This is a genomic window from Paraburkholderia sp. RL17-381-BIF-C (assembly GCF_046026435.1).
In the GTDB taxonomy this organism is placed as follows: domain Bacteria; phylum Pseudomonadota; class Gammaproteobacteria; order Burkholderiales; family Burkholderiaceae; genus Paraburkholderia.
In genome coordinates, this window is the sequence record NZ_JARESX010000007.1 from 61,502 (window position 1) to 78,268 (window position 16,767).

The following is a 16,767-nucleotide window of genomic DNA, read 5'->3' on the forward strand; positions in this document are numbered from 1 at the left end:
TCGCTAGATAGTTGACCGAGAGGTGCGGCAGCGTCGCATCTTAGGGATGCTAGGGTTCCGGTTCGAGAGAACGTCTGGTCCGAGAGCAGCCCGGTACGCCGGCCGGTTCGCTTGCAGGTTTCATTGCAAGCACGAACGGCCGGGCGCACTACACGGCGGGACAAAAGCCCGGGAGATTGGCGATAGCAATGTCTATCGCGCCTCTCCATGGCCGGCTTTTGTCTCGTGCACGTTTGTCTCGTGCAGTTCTCCGCGCTTTGTCGTTCGTTTGCGTGCGGGAGCCGGTCATGTTGTTTCGTCGCGCAGTCGCCGCGCGATCCAACTCAACAATCGCAATTGACCGGTCTCCTGGAGAAAACGATGAAACGCTTCGAATCTGCCCGCACTTCCCTTCATTCAATCGCCTCGCCCGTCCGCTTCGCCGCTGGCCTTCGCGTGCGTGGCGCGCTCGCCGCGGCCGCCGCCGCGCTCAATATCGGACTCACTGCGGGACTCACTTTGGGACTCACTGCGGGTCTTGCCGCCACCCCGGCGCAAGCGGCGACGCCGCTCGCCATCGGCTATAGCGACTGGCCAGGCTTCGTCGCTTTCCAGATTGCGATCGAGAAAGGCTGGTTCAAGGAAGCCGGCGTGGATGTCAATTTCCAGTGGTTCGACTACTCGGCCTCGCTCGATGCATTCGCCGCGGGCAAACTCGACGCGGTCGGCGCAACCAATGGCGACGCGCTCGTGACGGGCGCAAGCGGCGCGAAGAACGTGATGATCCTGCTGACCGACTATTCGAGCGGCAACGACATGATCGTCGCGAAGCCGCCGGTGCGCACGGTAGAAGGACTGAAGGGCAAGAAGGTCGGCGTTGAAATGGGTCTCGTCGATCACCTGCTGCTCGACACGGCGCTCGAAAAACATGCGCTGAAGGAATCGGACCTCACGCTCGTCAACGCGAAGACCAATGAATTGCCGCAAGTGCTGGCGTCGTCCAAAGACGTCGCCGCCGTCGGCGCCTGGCAGCCGAACGCAGGCGAAGCGCTCAAGCGCGTGCCGGGCGCGCGGCCGATCTTCACGTCCGCCGACGCCCCCGGCCTGATCTACGACGCGATCACAGTGAACCCCGTCAGCCTGCAATCGCGCAAGGCCGACTGGGCCAAGGTGATCACGGTCTGGTATCGCTGCGTGGCCTATATCAACGATCCGAAGACGCAACCGGACGCGGTCAAGATCATGTCGGCGCGAGTCGGCCTGACACCGGAGCAGTACCTGCCCCTGCTCAAAGGCACGCACCTGCTCGACGCCGCGGCGGCGAAGAAGGCCTTCACCAAAGGCGATGGGCTCGACTCCGTGTACGGTTCGAGCGTGAATGCCGACAAGTTCAACGTGCGCAACGCGGTGTACAAGCAGTCGCAGAACGTGAGCGCCTATATCGACCCCTCGCTCGCCAACGCGCATTAAACGGGCCGCAAAGCACTCGCGCCACAACCGCCGAAATAGCCCGCGGACCCGAAACTGTTATTCTTGCGTCTCTCCCGACCGTCAACTGGTCGCCTGCCGCCTTCGGGCGGCACTCCCAAAGCGGCGCTTTTGCGCCCGTCTTCCGAGAGACAGGAATTTGCATGTTTGGTTTTCTGCGCGGCTATTTTTCCAACGACCTGGCAATCGACCTCGGCACGTCCAACACGCTGATCTACATGCGTGGCAAGGGTATCGTGCTCGACGAACCCTCGGTGGTCTCGATTCGTCAGGAAGGCGGTCCGAACGGCAAGAAGATCATTCTGGCCGTCGGCAAGGAAGCAAAACAGATGCTCGGCAAGGTGCCGGGCAATATCGAGGCGATCCGCCCGATGAAGGACGGCGTGATCGCCGACTTCAACATTACCCAGCAGATGATCAAGCGCTTCATCCAGATGGCGCACGAGTCGCGTATGTTCGCGCCGTCGCCGCGCATTATCATCTGCGTGCCGTGCGGGTCCACTCAGGTGGAGCGGCGCGCGATCAAGGAAGCCGCGCACAGCGCGGGCGCCTCGCAGGTCTATCTGATCGAGGAGCCGATGGCCGCGGCCACAGGCGCGGGCTTGCCGGTTTCGGAAGCGACCGGCTCGATGGTGGTCGATATCGGCGGCGGCACCACGGAAGTGGGCGTGATCTCGCTTGGCGGCATTGTTTATAAAGGTTCGGTGCGCGTGGGCGGCGACAAGTTCGACGACGCGATCGTCAACTATATTCGCCGCAACTACGGCATGCTGATCGGCGAGCAAACGGCAGAAGCGATCAAGAAGGAAATCGGCTCCGCGTTTCCGGGCTCCGAGGTCAAGGAGATGGAAGTCAAAGGCCGCAATATGTCCGAAGGGATTCCGCGCAGCTTCACGGTCTCCAGTAACGAGATTCTCGAAGCGCTGACCGATCCGCTCAATCAGATCGTCTCGGCCGTGAAGATCGCGCTCGAACAGACGCCGCCGGAATTGGGCGCCGACATCGCCGAGCGCGGCATCATGCTGGCGGGCGGCGGCGCGCTGTTGCGCGATCTCGACCGGTTGCTGGCCGAGGAAACCGGCTTGCCGGTGTTCGTCGCCGAGGCGCCGCTGACTTGCGTGGTGCGTGGCTCCGGCATGGCGCTCGAACGGATCGAGAAGTTCGGCGGCGCGTTCTCTTACGAGTGAGCTTGACGCGTGTCGGCGCGCGCTGGTCGATCGAGTCGAGCAAGTCGCTCAGGTCACTCAGCTCGCTCAGGACACGAACGGCAGCTTGCTGTCGCGCGCCGCGGCGAGCATGGATAGCGTGATCTTGCGCACTTCCAGCTTGCTCTGCGTGACATGCGCGCGCAGCAGAATGATCGCCTCGGTCAGGCGGTTGCGTTCGATCAGATTGAGCATGGTGGAATGCTCGTCGTAAGTGGCGCTGGTGCGGTGCGGTTTCAGAAAATCGAGCCGCCGCACAATGCGGATGCGCTCGGTCACTTCGTTATGCACGCGCAGCATCTCCGCATTACCGGTGGCGGCAACCAGTTGGCGGTGAAAGTTTTCGTCCATGCCGAACATTTTCACCGGATCGCTTTCGCGCAACTCGGGCTCGACGCACCAGACCGCCTTCAATGCCTCGACGGCGGCATGCGCGGCATCGCCGCACGCGCCTACCCGCTCCACCGCCGCGACTTCCAGCACGATGCGCAAATCGTAGAGTTGATCGAGCTGATCGAAGTTGATCGGCGAGACCTTCCAGCCGCGCCGGAAACCGACTTCCAGATAACCTTCGCGTTGCAGCCGGAACAGGCCGTCGCGCATCGGCGTGCGCGACACGCCGTAGTGTTGCGCAATGCCGTTCTCCGAAAAACGGTCGCCGGGAAACAGGCGGAAGCTGAAAATATCGCTCTTGAGTTGCTGATAGACCTGCTCGGCGAGCGGGTTGGCCGCGCCCGGCGTGGCGGGCATGGCGTGCGTCTCCTGCTCGCCTGAAGCGGCGGGTGTCTCCAGCAGATTCGTCGGGTCGTCGTTCATGATGCCAAGGTCCTTTTTCTTATTATCGGCGTTTCATGGCATCGAGATAAGACTCACATGCGCGGCGACGATCTTCCAGCCGTCGGCGGGACTGAGCCTTGCCCACGTTTGCATCTGCCGGCCGAGCAAGGGCGTGGCGTCGCTCGTGAATTCGGTGCTGACAGTGGCGAAGTCCGTGCCGAAGGTCGTCACCACCGTTCGATGCAGCTTGCGCGACTTCGGCACCGGCTCGCAGCGCTCGCGCCATGCACGGATCGCTTCGCCGCCGTGCTGGACTTCGGCGATACCGTAGCGCACCGTTTCGGGCGTATGCCAGAACAGCGCGTTCATCGCCGCGATGTCGTTCTCCACCAGCGCCCGTTCGTATTCGACAAACGCCGCCTCTACCTGCGCCACGATATCGGGCTGATTTACTTCCATGCCGGGATTGTCTCGTCGAGTTTCATGAATGAAGAAAACGGTGCGGTCCAGCCGACAATGCCGCCTTGCGAACGCACCATCTCGAGCGTCGCCTGTTTGAAGGCGGGGAAATAGCTGGCGGTCGCGTCTTCGATCAGCAGGCTGTCGTAGCCACGGTCGTTGGCCTCGCGCATCGACGTTTGCACACACACCTCGGTGGTGACACCGGCAAACACCAGATGCGTGATGCCGCGCATCGCGAGTTCCTCGCCGAGCCGGGTCGCGTAAAACGCGCCCTTGCCCGGTTTGTCGATCACCAGTTCGCCGGCCTGCGGCGCGAGCGGCTCGACAATCGCATTGCCGGGCTCGCCGCGAATCAGAATGCGCCCCATCGGCCCCGCATCGCCAATGCGTGCGTTCGGCGCGCCGCGCAGACGTTTGGCCGGCGGGCAGTCGGACAGATCCTCCGCATGCGATTCACGCGTATGCACGACGAGCCACCGGTGTTTGCGTGCGAAGGCGAGCAGCGCGGCCACGGTCGGCACGATCTGCGCGAGCAGCGAGACGTCGTTGCCGAGCGATTCGCCGAAACCGCCCGGCTCGATGAAGTCACGCTGCATGTCGATCACGACCAGCGCGGTCTTTGCGGAATCGAAGCTGAACGGTCCGGGTTGGGCGTCGATGGTCAGCAGGTGGGTCGATGTCATCCGATGGCTTCCCTGAGTTTTTCGGCCGGGACGGTGGGCCGCATGGATGTGTCGCCGTGTCCGGCCATATACTGGCCCAGCACGGTGCGCTCCGCGCGCGCGGCCGGCGTCTCGAACACCAGCTCGCCCTCGGCAATCACCATGATACGGTCCGCGAGTTCGAGCAGTTCGTCGAGGTCTTCGCTGACCAGCAGCACGGCCGCGCCCGCATCGCGAGCTGCCATCAAACGCGCATGAATATCGGCCACCGAGGCGAAGTCGAGCCCGAACACCGGATTCGCGACGATCAGCACATCCACCGGCTGGCCGAGTTCGCGCGCGAGCACGGCACGTTGCACATTACCACCCGAGAGCGTGCCGATCGCGCGTTCCGGCACCGGCGGGCGCACGTTGAATTCCTCGATCAACTGCGTGGCGCGTTCGCGCATGGCGCGGCGATCGAGCCACCAGCCGCCGCGCCGCAACGGCTCGCGATCGAAGTCGCGCAGCGCGAGATTCTGCGCGACGCTCATGGCGCCGACGCAGGCGTTTTTCAGCGGCTCTTCGGGAATCGCGAAGACACGACGCTGCGTCATCTGCTCGCGCGTCGCATGGTAGGGCTTGCCGGCGACCTGCATATCGCCCGTCTTCACGCGGCGCTGGCCGACCAGCGCTTCCACGAGTTCCTTCTGGCCGTTTCCGGACACGCCCGCGAGTCCGAGAATTTCGCCCGCGCGCACCGCGAGCGTCGCGTGCTTCACGGCCGTGTGCCCGCGATCGTCTTCCACGGAGACATCGCGCAGCGCAAGGCGCACCTGGGCGGATTCGTCGAGCGGTTTGCGCTGCACGCGTTCTTCGGTCACCGCGGCCATCACAGGCGCGTCGCCGGCCGCCACGGTGCCCATCATCCACGCGGCGAGTTCGTCGCGCGTGGTGTTCGCCACCGTGCTCGTGCCGACCTGACGCCCCTTGCGCAACACGGTGACGTCGTCCGCGTAGGCCATCACTTCGCGGAACTTGTGCGTGATCATCAGCACGGTCAGCTCGCCGCGCGTGGTCAGCTCGCGCATCAGGCCGAGCACTTCGTCGGCTTCCTGCGGCGTGAGCACGGAAGTCGGTTCGTCGAGTATGAGGAAGCGCTGCTGCAGATAGAGCTGTTTAAGGATTTCGAGCTTCTGCTTTTCGCCGGCGGCGAGCGAGGCGACCGGCGCGTCGAGCGGCAGGCGAAACGGCATGCGCTGCATGAACGCGCTGAGCGCGGCGCGTTCCGCTTTCCAGTCGATTTTCCACGGCATCTGGCCGCGCGCGAGCAACAGGTTTTCTTCGACAGAGAGGCCCGCGGCCAGCGTGAAATGCTGATACACCATGCCGATGCCGAGCGCCTGCGCATCGCGCGGCGAATGGATGTGCACTTCGCGGTCGTCGGCGGCGATCTGCCCGTCGTCGAGCACGCCGTAGCCGACCAGTCCCTTCACGAGCGTGCTCTTGCCCGCGCCGTTCTCGCCGAGCAGCGCGTGGATCGTGCCGGCCTTGACCTTGATCGAGACGCCGTCCAACGCGCGAAACGCACCGAACGACTTGCTCGCATTCAGCACTTCGACACCAAGAGCCTGCCGCACCGTCGACATGATCATCCCCCTAGCGTATGCAGCAACGCGCCTGAGTCCGACACCGTGCCGAACACGCCGCCTTGCATCGTGATCATGTGCAGGGCGGCGTCGTGATTGCCTTGGTCGGTCGCGCCGCAACAGTCGGCGAGCACTGTGCATTCGAAACCGCGGTCGTTGGCTTCGCGCATGGTGGTGTGCACGCAGACATCGGTCGTGATGCCGGTCAGAATCAGGTTCTCGATGCCGCGCGTGCGCAGGATCAGTTCCAGATCCGTCGCGCAGAACGAACCTTTGCCCGGCTTGTCGATCACGATCTCGCCGGCGAGCGGCTTCAGTTCGTCGATGATCTCCCAGCCCGGTTCGCCACGCACGAGGATCCTGCCGCACGGGCCGTCGTCGCCGATGCCCACGCCGTCGGTGCCTGCGCGGCGGCTGCGCCAGCGCTTGTTGGCGGGCAGATCGGAGAGATCGGGCCGATGGCCTTCACGCGTGTGAATGATCGTGAAGCCCTGCTCGCGCATCGCCTTCAGCACCCGCTTGATCGGCTCGATCGGCGCGCGCGTGAGCGAGAGGTCGTAGCCCATCTTGTCGACGTAGCCGCCGTGGCCGCAGAAATCCGTCTGCATATCGATGATCACGAGCGCGGTGTTTTCCGGGCGCAGGTTGCCGTCGTAAGGCCATGGGTACGGTTTGGCTTCGATGAATCGGGTCATGGTCGAAATATCCTGGATGGGTTTCGTAGAAGTCGGCAGCGTCCGGCTGTGCGCGAACCGGTCAGCGCGTCAGGCTCAGCTCGCCGGGCGCACCCGCCAGCGTGCGGTCCGGACGGCAATTGATGATCATGATCACGAGCGTGAGCACATACGGCGCGGCGTTGTACAGGTAGTAGCCGCTCGTCACGCCGATCGCCTGCAGCGCGGGGCCGAGCGCGCCCGCCGCGCCGAACAGCAGCGCCGCCCACAGACAGCGCAACGGCTGCCAGCGCGCGAAGATCACCAGCGCCACCGCCATCAGCCCCTGCCCGCTGGAGAGACCTTCGTTCCAGCTGCCCGGATAAACCAGCGACAGATACGCGCCGCCCACGCCCGCGAATACGCCGCCCACCGCTGTCGCGGCGATCCGCACGCGAGTCAGCGGATAGCCCATGGCGCGCGCCGTTTCCGCGTGATCGCCGACGAGCCGCAGCACCATGCCCCAGCGCGTATTGCGCAAGCCCCATTGCAGAACGAAGGCGAGCACCACGCCAATCACGAACAGCAGATTCAGATGCAGCGCGTTATGCAATTGCGGCGATGAACTCCACGCGCCGAGGTCGATGAACGGCAGCATCGGCGCTTGCGGTTCGATAAACGGCTTGCCGAGATAGAACGCAAGTCCGGTGCCGAGCAGCATCAACGCGATGCCGAAGGCAATGTCCGACACCCGCGGCAACGAGCACACCAGACCGTGCAGACAGCCGAGCAGCAAACCGACCGCGCCCGCGGCGAGCACGCCGATCCACGGCGAGCCGCTCAGAAAGGCGCCGGCATAGCCACTCATTGCGCCGGAGACGAGAATGCCTTCGAGGCCGAGATTCACGCGGCCGCCCTTCTCGGTCAGACACTCGCCGAGACTGACGAACAGATAAGGCGTGCTGACGCGGATCGCACCGGCGAACAGCGACAGCAACAGGATCACGATGGGCGAGTGCATATCAGGCATGGGTCTGCTCCAGTTGCACGGGAAGCTCGGTTTGCGCGGCGACCTGCAACTTCACACGCCACGCGGCGATGCGGCCGCCTAGCGCTTCCCACGCGAGCAGGTTGGCGAACAGCAGGCCTTGCAGCACGAGCGTGGTGGCGTCGGGCAGGTCGAGACGCCGTTGCAGCAGACTGCCGCTCGCCTCGATGCCGCCGATCATCAGCGCGCACGCAATGATCGCGAGCGGATTCTGTCGCGCCGCGAACGCGACGAGAATGCCGGCGTAGCCGTAGCCGGCAAGCAGCGACGCATTCGCGCTGCCCTGCACCGCCGCGACTTCGAACATACCGCCGAGGCCGGCCGCCGCGCCGCCCAGCACGCACGCGGTCAATGCGAGCGTATTAACCGGCAAGCCGACCAGACGTGCCGCGCGATTGCTGCCGCCCACCACGCGCATCGCGAATCCCCTGGTGCTGAACTTCACGAACACCCACGCCGCGATGCACGCGACCACGCCCCAGAACAATCCCCAATGCGTTTCGAGCCCGGGGATCGAGCCGATCATCAGCGCGTCGGGAACCGGCAGCGTGGACGGTTTGTTCAGACTCGCGGGATCGCGCAGCGGCCCTTCCACCAGATGCTTGAACACGGCAATCGCGATATACGACATCAACAGGCTGCTGATGGTCTCGTTCACGCCGCGCCACTGCCGCAACGCGCCGACCGCGCCGATCCACACGCCGCCCGCCAGCATGCCGGCGAGCGCCATCAACGGCGTGGCGATGAGCCAGGGCGTGCCGTGCGGCAGGATCTGCGGAACGATCGCGGCGCACATGCCGCCCAGCGCGAGCGCGCCCTCGCCGCCGATCACGATCAGCCCGACCTGTGCGGGCAACGCCACGCACAACGCGGTCAGCATCAACGGCGCGGCGCGCAGCAACGTGCTTTGCCAGGCGAACGAGGAACCGAACGCACCCTGGAAAATCAGCACGATCGCGTCGAGCGCGGGCTGTCCCTGCACCAGCAGGAACAGCGAAAACAGCAGCAAGGTGCCGAGCACCGCCAGCACGGTCGGCAGCGCGGGCAGCAACGAGAGCATCACTCTCGCAACAGAGGCATTGGGGCGCATCACGGCTCCTCGATTGACGCCAACATCGTCACGCACACTCCGCGATCATCAGATCTGGCCGACGACGCCGGCGACCAGATAGTTCATGCTTTCGAGCGTGTAGTCGGTCTGAGCGTGACTCGCGCCGGAGGCGATCGCCATGCCGCCCTTGTTGTCCTTCATCGGGCCTTTGAAGATCACGAAATTGCCGGCCACCATGCCGGATTTGATCGAGTCGGCATTCTGCTTCGCCGCGGCCGTGACTTTCGCGCCGTACGGCGACATCTTCACGAAGCCCTCTTTCAAACCGCCGCGCAGCACGTTGGGCTGCGGCGTGCCGGCTTGCGCGCCCGTCACCAGTTGTTTGTACGGCGTCGCCCAGTCCCACTCCGCGCCGGTCAGATAACCCTTGGGCGCGAGCGCGGCCTGGCTCGCGTGGTAGCCGCAGCTCATCGCGCCGCGTTTTTCCGCGGTCTCGACCACGACCTTCGGACCGTCGACGTGACAGGTCAGCACGTCGCAACCTTGATCGACGAGACTGTTGGTGGCTTCGGCCTCTTTCACCGGCATCGACCAGTCGCCCGTGAAAATCACCTGCGTGGTAATCGACGGATCGACAGACTGCGCGCCGAGCGTGAACGAATTGATATTGCGCAGCACCTGCGGAATCGGCTTGGCCGCGACAAAGCCGAGCTTCTTGCTCTTCGTCATATGGCCGGCCACCACGCCGTTCAGGTACTGGCACTCGTCGATATAGCCGAAGTAGCTGGTGATGTTCGACGGATTGCCCTGCTTCCACAAACCGCCGCAATGGGCGAACCGCACCTTCGGATATTTCGCCGCCATTTTCAGCACGTGCGGATCGAAGTAGCCGAACGAGGTCGCAAAGATCAGCGTCGCGCCGTCCTGCTCGATCATCGCTTCCATGGTCTTCTGCACGGCGATGGTTTCGGGCACGTTCTCTTCTTCCACCACCTTCACGTCGGGCATCTTCTTGATCACCGCGGCGGCTTGCGCCTGTGCCTGGTTGTAGCCGTAGTCGCCGCGCGCGCCGACGTAGATCACGCCGACGGTGGTCTTCGGCGCGGCGAACACCGACTGGATGGGCAGAATATTGCCGAGCGTCAGCAGACTGGCGCTCTTGATGAAGTTGCGGCGGCTTGTCATGGTGTCCAATTCCTGATCGAGGGTGAGAGAGCGTTGGCCGTGGGTTGGCCTAGCGGGTGGCCTGCGGGTTGGCCCGCGGGTCGGCCTTCAGGCTGGCGAGATACGCGAGCCAGCCGCCGAACGAAGTGATGTCGCGTGCGCCGCTGTCGTCGCTGACGGCCGACGCCTCGCAGATGAAGCCTTTCACGCTGTCGCCATCCGCGAGTTGCAGCGTGCCGATGCCGAGCGGCGCGGGCACGTCGGCGACGAATTTGCCGAAGGTACGCAGCGGCACTTCCCACAGCTCGATGGCAATCGGCTGGCCTTGCTGCGGCGTCGCACGGACGAGGCCGGGTTTTGGCGGTTGGGTGTTGGCGAGCGCGTAGAGCTTGTAGCCGGGTGCGGTGTGCGTCGCTTTCACGAAACGCGCACCGGCTTCCTGCAGTTGCCAGTTCAGCGGCTGTCCACGCAGATGCGCGCCGACTACCGCGAGCGTGATCGTCGGTTCCTGGAACGGCAGCGGCTGGATGAGCGCGGCCATTGCGATGGGTTCCGCGGCTTCGGTGGCTTCAGCGGTCTCGGCTGCGTTAGCGAACAGCGCCTGAATCCGCGCGCCGAGCTCGGCGAGCCGCCGGTCCGCGCCGCTCGGCGCGATCAGCGTGACGCCGGCCGGCAGACCGTCGCTGCGCCGCCGGCACGGCACGGCCAGCGCGCACAGGTCGAGCAGGTTGACGAAGTTGGTGTAGTAGCCGAGCTGGCTGTTCAATTCGACAGGATTGGCCTGCACGTCGGCAATCAACGGATGCGTCGGCGTGGTGGGCACGATGAGAATGTCGATCGTGTCGAAGAGCGCTTCGGCGTAGCGCTTCAGATCGGCCAGCGCATACTGGCTATTGAAGGCGTCGGCGGCGGTGAACTGCTCGGCTTTGCCGATCACTTTGGCCACGACCGGATCGATCGCCTGGTGATGGGTCGCGAAGAACGTGCCGAGCGCCGCGCGCCGTTCCGCAACCCACGGGCCTTCGTATAGCAAGGCGGAGACGGCTTTGAGCGGCTCGAAATCGATCGGTTGGGTCGTCAGATAGAGGCGCGTGGTGAGCGTGTCGAGAGCGCCTGAGAACGCCTCCTTCGCTACTGCGTCGCCATAGAACTCCAGTTGTTCCGGCACGCCGATGCGGGGCGCCGAGCGCAGCAGGCCAAGGCCTGGCACCTTGCGCGAATAACCGTCGAGCGAATCGAAGCAGGCGATTTCGCCAAGCACCCGCCAGGCGTCGTCCACGTCGTGCGCGAAGACGGAGAGCGTGTCGAGGCTGCGGCACGCGGGCACCACGCCGCGTTTGCTGACCAGCCCCAGCGAGGGCTTCAGTCCGACGAGCCCGTTGAAGCCGGCCGGCACGCGGCCCGAGCCGGCCGTGTCGGTGCCGAGCGAAAAGGCCACACAGCCCGCCGCCACCGACACCGCCGAGCCCGAACTCGATCCGCCCGATACGCGCAGCGGCGCCTCGGCATTGCGCACGGCGCCATACGGCGAACGCGTACCCACGAGACCGGTGGCGAACTGATCGAGATTGGTCTTGCCGATCAGAATGGCGCCGGCGTCGAGGAGTCGCTGCACGGCGAACGCCGACGCGTCCGGCGTATAGGCGAACGGTTCGCAAGCGGCCGTGGTCGGCAAGCCGGCCACGTCGATATTGTCCTTGACCGCGAACGGCACGCCGAACAGCGGCATTTTCCGGAACACGTCACCGCCCTGCGCTTCATATAGCGCTTCGAGCGCGGCTGCGCGGGCCTGCACGTCGGCTGCGGGCACGCGCAGAATCCAGACTTCCGGGCGGTCGATGGCGTCGATTTGCGCCAGCGCCGAGCTTACGGTTTCAGTCGGTGTGAGGCTGCCTGCCGCGTATGCCGCCAGCAGACCTTTGACCGTCATGGGTGAAGAAATAGGCACCTGTCTGTCCTTGAGTTCAATCTTGAATACAAGTTTGGACTCAAATTAGCAGGAGCTATGCCAAGTGCTCGGCAGGCGGTGGAAAACGGCTTCAAACCTAAGCCAGTCGGGCCTTGCCCATTCCGGGCCCAACGGTCGCTACGCTCACGCGGACACCGCCGGCCACGCTGCCGATGGTGCAGCGCTCCCCAACTCGGGGCTCACGCGCCCTGGATTTGCGCCCGCACGCGCAGCGGGAATGCCGGCTGCGACGCGCCGGCCATCACGAACGCGCGCACCATCTCATGCGCCTGGGCTTTGTGATCTTCCTGCCACTGCGTCGCGAGCATGTCGGTGTTAAAGATGCGCGACAACGTATAAGCGTTCGACTTGTGGAACGAACATAGACTGACGAGCGCCACATACAGATGCAGCGGGTCCATGCCCCGGCGCAGCGAGCCGTCGTCCTCGCCGCGCGCGATCACCGTGCGCAGCAGCGCCAACACCGGCGACGACATTTCCGGAATCGCACTCGAACGCTTCATCACGCGGGCGCGGTTCAGGTTCTCGAACGAGAGCAGCTTGGCCAACTCGGGATGCGCCGCGAAGTGTCCTTCGATGAAATCGTAAAGCTGCACGATGGCCGTGACGGGATCGATGCGATCGACATCCAGTTTGAGCTTGAGCTCCGCTTCGCGCAGCCGCGCCAGCACGAATTCGAGCACTTCCAGATAGAGCGCTTCCTTGCCGCCGAAGTAGTGATAGATCATCCGGATATTGACCTTCGAGCGGCTCGCGATCGTCTCGACCCGCGCGCCGCTTAAGCCTTTGTCCGAGAACTCGGCGATCGCGATCCTGAAGATGCGCTGACGGGTCGCCGCTGCGAGCTTCTGACGCTGGGTCGTGGGTGCCGTTGAACCGGCGGCGGATGCAGCGGAAGTCGATCGGGCTGAAGCACGTGTCATAAGAGTCGAAAGCCTGGCGGCGGCGTGATGGCGTCAAGAGGATGCGGCGGAATGCGCGACTCCCGCATTGTAAGCGCGGCCTCAGCGACGGAACGGCTGGGTCAGCGCGAGCGGCGCGGTTTGCCGGCCGATCAGCCCGGCCACCGCGATCAGCGCGAGCAGATAAGGCAGCATGACCAGCAGCGCGGTCGGCACGTGCACGCCGATCAGCGGCAACTGGAACTGCAACGCGCTCGCGGCGCCGAACAGCAAACAGGCGCCCACCGTGCGGCCAATCTTCCAGTTGCCGAAGATGATCGCGGCAATCGCCAGATAGCCCGCGCCGCTCGTCATGCCTTCGGTGAAGGTGTGAATATCGCCGATCGAAATGAAGCAGCCCGCCGCGCCCGACATCACGCCGGAAAACAGCACCGCGCCATAGCGCAGCCGCGTCACCGAAAGCCCCGACTGATCGACGGATCTGGGCGCCGCGCCGACCGCATGCAGCGCGACACCGAGCGCAGTGCGCCGCATGACGAGCGAAGTCGCGAGCAGAATCGCGAGGCCGAGATAGACGAGCCATACCTGATGAAACACTGGCTCGCCGATCACGGGAATCGCGCCGAGTCCCGGCGGCGACCAGCGCTCGAGCCCAGGAATCACCGCGCTCGAGCGCTCGCCGAACAACTCGCGGTACGCAAGCGTCGTCGCGCCGAGCGCGAGGATATTGATGCCGATGCCGGTAACGATCTGATTGGCGCGCAACGTCACGCTCAGGAACGCCTGCAGCAAGGCGATCGGCAGCACGCCGAGCATGCCGATCGCGAGTCCGAGCGCCGCATTGCCGGTCGCCCATGCGCCCGCCGCGCCGAGAAACGCGCCCGAGAGCATCATGCCCTCCACGCTCATGTTGAGCACGCCGGCGCGCTCGCTGATCAGCTCGCCGGTCGATGCGAGCATCAACGGCGCCGCGAAGCGAATCGACGAGCCGACGAAAACCGCCGCGAATTCCGCGTTCATGAGCGTGCTCCCTTGGGTTCGAGCCACAACGAACCGCCCGCCAGCGCGACGATCACGATGCCCTGCACCACCAGCACCAGCGCCGACGGCACCGATGCGACCATTTCCATATTGATGCCGCCCGAGCGCATGAAGCCGAATAGCAGCGCCGCCGCGCAGACGCCGGTAATCGAGCCGCGCGCGAGCAGACCGACCACGAGGCCGTCGAAGCCATAGCCCGACGAAAAACCCGCCTTCAGCGAGTACTGGTCGCCTTGCAGCATCAACGCACCGGCCAGACCGCCGAGCGCGCCGGCGAGCGCCAATGCGCCGACGATGGTCGACGTGATCGGCATGCCGGCGCGGCGCGCGGCCAGCGCGTTCAGGCCGACCGCGCGCAGATGCATGCCGAAACGGCTATACCCCAGCACGAGCGCCACCGCGATGCATAACACGAGCGTGATCGGCAAGCCGATATTGAGCCCGGTCGAGGTTGCGCTCGCGAGCAAAGGCAGTTTGGTCGAATCGGGAATATCCAGCGATTCGGGGAGCGTGGCCGCGTTGCTCATCGGCTGGCGCAGCAGCGCTTCCGATTGCACGCACCAGTAGAGAAACCATACGGCTATGAACGTGAGCAGCAGCGTGCTGATCACCTCGTTGGTGCCGGCACGGGCTTTCAGCCAGCCGGGCAGCGCGCCCCATGCGGCGCCCGCCAGCGCGGCCGCGAGCATCGGCACGATGAACGCGAGACCGAACGGCAGGTGCGCGACATGACCATACAGACTGACCGCGGTCGCGGCGATGCCGCCCATCGCGATCTGCCCTTCGCCGCCGACATTGGTCAATTGCGCGCGATTGGCGAGCACGAAGCCGCTGCCGACCAGCGCGAACACGAGGCTGCGATTGATCGATGCGCCGATCGCGTAGGGCGAGCCCCACGCGCCGTCGGCGAACGCGGCCAACGCGTCGCCGAGCGGCACGTGGACGATCGCGATCAGCGCCAGCGCCGCGACAATCGCGACGAGCGCCGCGGCGGCGAGCACCAGTGCGGTTCTCACGCGCCGCGAGCCGCGCCATGCGGCGCGAGGAAAAGAACTCAATGAGGTCGTCGGAGTCATGCTGTCTGGCCTGCCATCCATGCGCCAATGCGCTCGCGTTGAAGATTGAGTTGCGACGCATCGGGCACACAGGTGCCCATGATGCGGCCGCGATACATGACGAGGACGCGGTCCGCCACCGCCATCAGTTCGTCGAGTTCGGACGAGATCAGCAGCACGCCGACGCCTTCGTCGCGTGCCGCGCGAATATGGTCGTAGACCGCCGCCACCGCGCCGACATCGAGCCCGCGCGTGGGCTGCGCGGCAATCAGCACGGCGAGTCCGTCGAGCGTGAGTTCGCGCGCCAGCACCGCTTTCTGCTGATTGCCGCCCGAGAGGCCGCGAAACGCGACATCGGGACTCGCGGCGCGCACATCGAAACGCTGCATCAGCGCGCGCGCATCGCGGCGCATCGCGCGACGCCGCATGAAGCCGTGCCGCGCATAGTCGTCGAGCCGGTTGAGAAAGAGGTTCTCGGTCAGGCTCATGTCGGGCACGCAGCCGACCGCGTGCCGGTCTTCCGGCACCACGCCGACGCCGGCCTTCGTCAACGTCTGCGGCGCGGCCTGGGTGCAGTCGGCGCCCTGCACGAAGAAGCGCCCCGCACTCGCCTTCTGCATGCCGGCCAGCACCGCGCCGAGTTCGCTCTGGCCGTTGCCTTCCACGCCCGCAATGCCGACGATCTCGCCACGGTTGACCACCAGCGTGCAGTCTTCGAGACGCGTCACGCCGTCGGCGTCGCGTACCGTGAGGCCGTCGACCTGCAAGGCTTCGTCGGCGAGCGGACGGCCGTAGGGGGACGGGCTGCGGGTTGCGGGAGGTGGCGTCGCGCTTGCGCTTGCGCTGGCATTGGCATTGGCTCCCGCAGCCGATGCCGCGTCCTGCTCCACATGCCCCGGACGTTGGATCATCGCCCGCACGAGCGCGTCCACGTCGGCGGATGGCGTGCTCGAACGGGCCACCACGCGGCCGCTCTGCAACACCGTCGCACGGTTCGCGATACGGCGGATTTCGGCCAGCTTGTGCGTTACCAGCACGACCGCGCAGCCACGCGCCACGACCCGCGCGCAGGTATCGAGCAACGCGTCGATCTCGGCCGGCAGCAGCACGGCGGTCGGCTCATCCAGCACCAGCAGACGCGGCTCGCGAATCAGACATTTGACGATCTCGACGCGCTGCTTTTCTCCCACGGACAGTTCCGCAACACGGGCATCCGGATCCAGCGCGAGCCCGAGTTCCGCCACCAACGCGCGCACCCGCTGCGCCTCGCGCTTGCGATCGAGCCAGCCGCGCACCTGCCCGAGCAGCAGGTTATCGAGCACGCTCACGTCTTCGACGAGGCTGAAGTGCTGATGCACCATCGCGATGCCGTGCGTCAGCGCATCGCGCGGACTGTGCGGTTCATACGGCGCACCGTCGAGCCACATCGCGCCCGCGTCGGGCTGGTGCACGCCGAACATCACGTTGCACAGCGTCGATTTGCCGGCGCCGTTTTCGCCCAGCAGGCAATGCACTTCGCCGGCGAAGAGTTCGAGCGAGACATCGCTCAACGCCTGAAATGCGCCGAAGCATTTGACGATGCCGTCCATGCGCAGCACCGCCGCGCGCGGCCGGCCGTCGCTCACCGGCGCGCCGGCAGTCCCGGTGGTAGCCGCGTTGGCAGAAGCGGAAGTCGCGTCCATG

The 16,767-nt window shown here is 65.3% G+C and carries 15 protein-coding genes and 1 riboswitch; of the genes, 2 read left to right on the forward strand and 13 right to left on the reverse strand.

The window, feature by feature from the left end:
- Nucleotides 1-38 precede the first annotated feature (38 nt).
- Nucleotides 39-177, forward strand: a riboswitch (guanidine-I (ykkC/yxkD leader).
- Nucleotides 178-360: 183 nt separating this feature from the next.
- Nucleotides 361-1,449: an ABC transporter substrate-binding protein gene (locus P0D70_RS07155; protein WP_408183897.1), complete on the forward strand. Its 1,089-nt coding sequence runs from the start codon at nucleotides 361-363 to the stop codon at nucleotides 1,447-1,449.
- Nucleotides 1,450-1,610: 161 nt separating this feature from the next.
- Nucleotides 1,611-2,654 (forward strand): rod shape-determining protein, encoded by a 1,044-nt coding sequence (locus tag P0D70_RS07160; protein WP_091808392.1) that lies wholly within the window; start codon nucleotides 1,611-1,613, stop codon nucleotides 2,652-2,654.
- Nucleotides 2,655-2,720: 66 nt separating this feature from the next.
- Here the strand turns inward: P0D70_RS07160 and P0D70_RS07165 are convergent, their stop codons facing one another.
- The 13 genes from P0D70_RS07165 to P0D70_RS07225 all read right to left on the reverse strand — a co-directional run bounded on the left by P0D70_RS07165 (nucleotide 2,721) and on the right by P0D70_RS07225 (nucleotide 16,766).
- Nucleotides 2,721-3,488 carry a GntR family transcriptional regulator gene (locus tag P0D70_RS07165; protein WP_408183898.1) on the reverse strand — a complete coding sequence of 256 codons (768 nt, stop codon included), beginning with the start codon at nucleotides 3,486-3,488 and terminating at the stop codon, nucleotides 2,721-2,723.
- Between the two features lie 33 nt (nucleotides 3,489-3,521).
- Nucleotides 3,522-3,908: an oxalurate catabolism protein HpxZ gene (gene hpxZ / locus P0D70_RS07170; protein ID WP_408183899.1), complete on the reverse strand. Its 387-nt coding sequence runs from the start codon at nucleotides 3,906-3,908 to the stop codon at nucleotides 3,522-3,524.
- Nucleotides 3,899-4,594 (reverse strand): cysteine hydrolase family protein, encoded by a 696-nt coding sequence (locus P0D70_RS07175; protein WP_408183900.1) that lies wholly within the window; start codon nucleotides 4,592-4,594, stop codon nucleotides 3,899-3,901. The genes hpxZ and P0D70_RS07175 overlap by 10 nt, the downstream gene beginning before the upstream one ends.
- Nucleotides 4,591-6,201 (reverse strand): ABC transporter ATP-binding protein, encoded by a 1,611-nt coding sequence (locus P0D70_RS07180; RefSeq protein WP_408183901.1) that lies wholly within the window; start codon nucleotides 6,199-6,201, stop codon nucleotides 4,591-4,593. The genes P0D70_RS07175 and P0D70_RS07180 overlap by 4 nt, the downstream gene beginning before the upstream one ends.
- 2 nt (nucleotides 6,202-6,203) lie before the next feature.
- Entirely contained in the window at nucleotides 6,204-6,896 is a 693-nt protein-coding gene (gene biuH / locus P0D70_RS07185) for a biuret amidohydrolase (RefSeq protein ID WP_408183902.1), read from the reverse strand.
- Nucleotides 6,897-6,957: 61 nt separating this feature from the next.
- Complete coding sequence (locus P0D70_RS07190) at nucleotides 6,958-7,884, reverse strand: ABC transporter permease (protein WP_091808382.1); 927 nt, start codon at nucleotides 7,882-7,884, stop codon at nucleotides 6,958-6,960.
- Nucleotides 7,877-8,992 (reverse strand): ABC transporter permease, encoded by a 1,116-nt coding sequence (locus P0D70_RS07195; RefSeq protein ID WP_408183903.1) that lies wholly within the window; start codon nucleotides 8,990-8,992, stop codon nucleotides 7,877-7,879. Before P0D70_RS07195 ends, P0D70_RS07190 begins: the two co-directional genes overlap by 8 nt.
- A 48-nt stretch (nucleotides 8,993-9,040) precedes the next feature.
- Nucleotides 9,041-10,138 (reverse strand): BMP family ABC transporter substrate-binding protein, encoded by a 1,098-nt coding sequence (locus tag P0D70_RS07200; RefSeq protein WP_408183904.1) that lies wholly within the window; start codon nucleotides 10,136-10,138, stop codon nucleotides 9,041-9,043.
- A gap of 49 nt (nucleotides 10,139-10,187) precedes the next feature.
- A complete protein-coding gene (atzF, locus tag P0D70_RS07205; protein WP_408183967.1) occupies nucleotides 10,188-12,047 on the reverse strand; it encodes an allophanate hydrolase in 1,860 nt (619 codons plus the stop codon).
- Nucleotides 12,048-12,265: 218 nt separating this feature from the next.
- On the reverse strand, nucleotides 12,266-13,009 hold the full coding sequence (locus P0D70_RS07210) for a TetR/AcrR family transcriptional regulator (protein WP_408183905.1): 744 nt from the start codon (nucleotides 13,007-13,009) through the stop codon (nucleotides 12,266-12,268).
- Between the two features lie 81 nt (nucleotides 13,010-13,090).
- Entirely contained in the window at nucleotides 13,091-14,008 is a 918-nt protein-coding gene (locus P0D70_RS07215; protein WP_408183906.1) for an ABC transporter permease, read from the reverse strand.
- On the reverse strand, nucleotides 14,005-15,105 hold the full coding sequence (locus P0D70_RS07220; RefSeq protein ID WP_408183907.1) for an ABC transporter permease: 1,101 nt from the start codon (nucleotides 15,103-15,105) through the stop codon (nucleotides 14,005-14,007). Before P0D70_RS07220 ends, P0D70_RS07215 begins: the two co-directional genes overlap by 4 nt.
- A complete protein-coding gene (locus tag P0D70_RS07225) occupies nucleotides 15,102-16,766 on the reverse strand; it encodes an ABC transporter ATP-binding protein (RefSeq protein WP_408183908.1) in 1,665 nt (554 codons plus the stop codon). Before P0D70_RS07225 ends, P0D70_RS07220 begins: the two co-directional genes overlap by 4 nt.
- Nucleotide 16,767: the final 1 nt, after the last annotated feature.

Bases quoted from the DNA above. Each gene is read 5' to 3' on its own strand.
- P0D70_RS07210 (WP_408183905.1), bottom strand. From the start codon at position 13,009: ATGACACGTGCTTCAGCCCGATCGACTTCCGCTGCATCCGCCGCCGGT.
- biuH (WP_408183902.1), bottom strand. From the start codon at position 6,896: ATGACCCGATTCATCGAAGCCAAACCGTACCCATGGCCTTACGACGGC.
- hpxZ (WP_408183899.1), bottom strand. From the start codon at position 3,908: ATGGAAGTAAATCAGCCCGATATCGTGGCGCAGGTAGAGGCGGCGTTT.
- P0D70_RS07220 (WP_408183907.1), bottom strand. From the start codon at position 15,105: ATGACTCCGACGACCTCATTGAGTTCTTTTCCTCGCGCCGCATGGCGC.
- P0D70_RS07215 (WP_408183906.1), bottom strand. From the start codon at position 14,008: ATGAACGCGGAATTCGCGGCGGTTTTCGTCGGCTCGTCGATTCGCTTC.
- P0D70_RS07160 (WP_091808392.1), top strand. From the start codon at position 1,611: ATGTTTGGTTTTCTGCGCGGCTATTTTTCCAACGACCTGGCAATCGAC.
- P0D70_RS07190 (WP_091808382.1), bottom strand. From the start codon at position 7,884: ATGCCTGATATGCACTCGCCCATCGTGATCCTGTTGCTGTCGCTGTTC.
- P0D70_RS07155 (WP_408183897.1), top strand. From the start codon at position 361: ATGAAACGCTTCGAATCTGCCCGCACTTCCCTTCATTCAATCGCCTCG.
- P0D70_RS07200 (WP_408183904.1), bottom strand. From the start codon at position 10,138: ATGACAAGCCGCCGCAACTTCATCAAGAGCGCCAGTCTGCTGACGCTC.
- atzF (WP_408183967.1), bottom strand. From the start codon at position 12,047: ATGACGGTCAAAGGTCTGCTGGCGGCATACGCGGCAGGCAGCCTCACA.
- P0D70_RS07165 (WP_408183898.1), bottom strand. From the start codon at position 3,488: ATGAACGACGACCCGACGAATCTGCTGGAGACACCCGCCGCTTCAGGC.
- P0D70_RS07195 (WP_408183903.1), bottom strand. From the start codon at position 8,992: ATGCGCCCCAATGCCTCTGTTGCGAGAGTGATGCTCTCGTTGCTGCCC.
- P0D70_RS07225 (WP_408183908.1), bottom strand. From the start codon at position 16,766: ATGGACGCGACTTCCGCTTCTGCCAACGCGGCTACCACCGGGACTGCC.
- P0D70_RS07175 (WP_408183900.1), bottom strand. From the start codon at position 4,594: ATGACATCGACCCACCTGCTGACCATCGACGCCCAACCCGGACCGTTC.
- P0D70_RS07180 (WP_408183901.1), bottom strand. From the start codon at position 6,201: ATGTCGACGGTGCGGCAGGCTCTTGGTGTCGAAGTGCTGAATGCGAGC.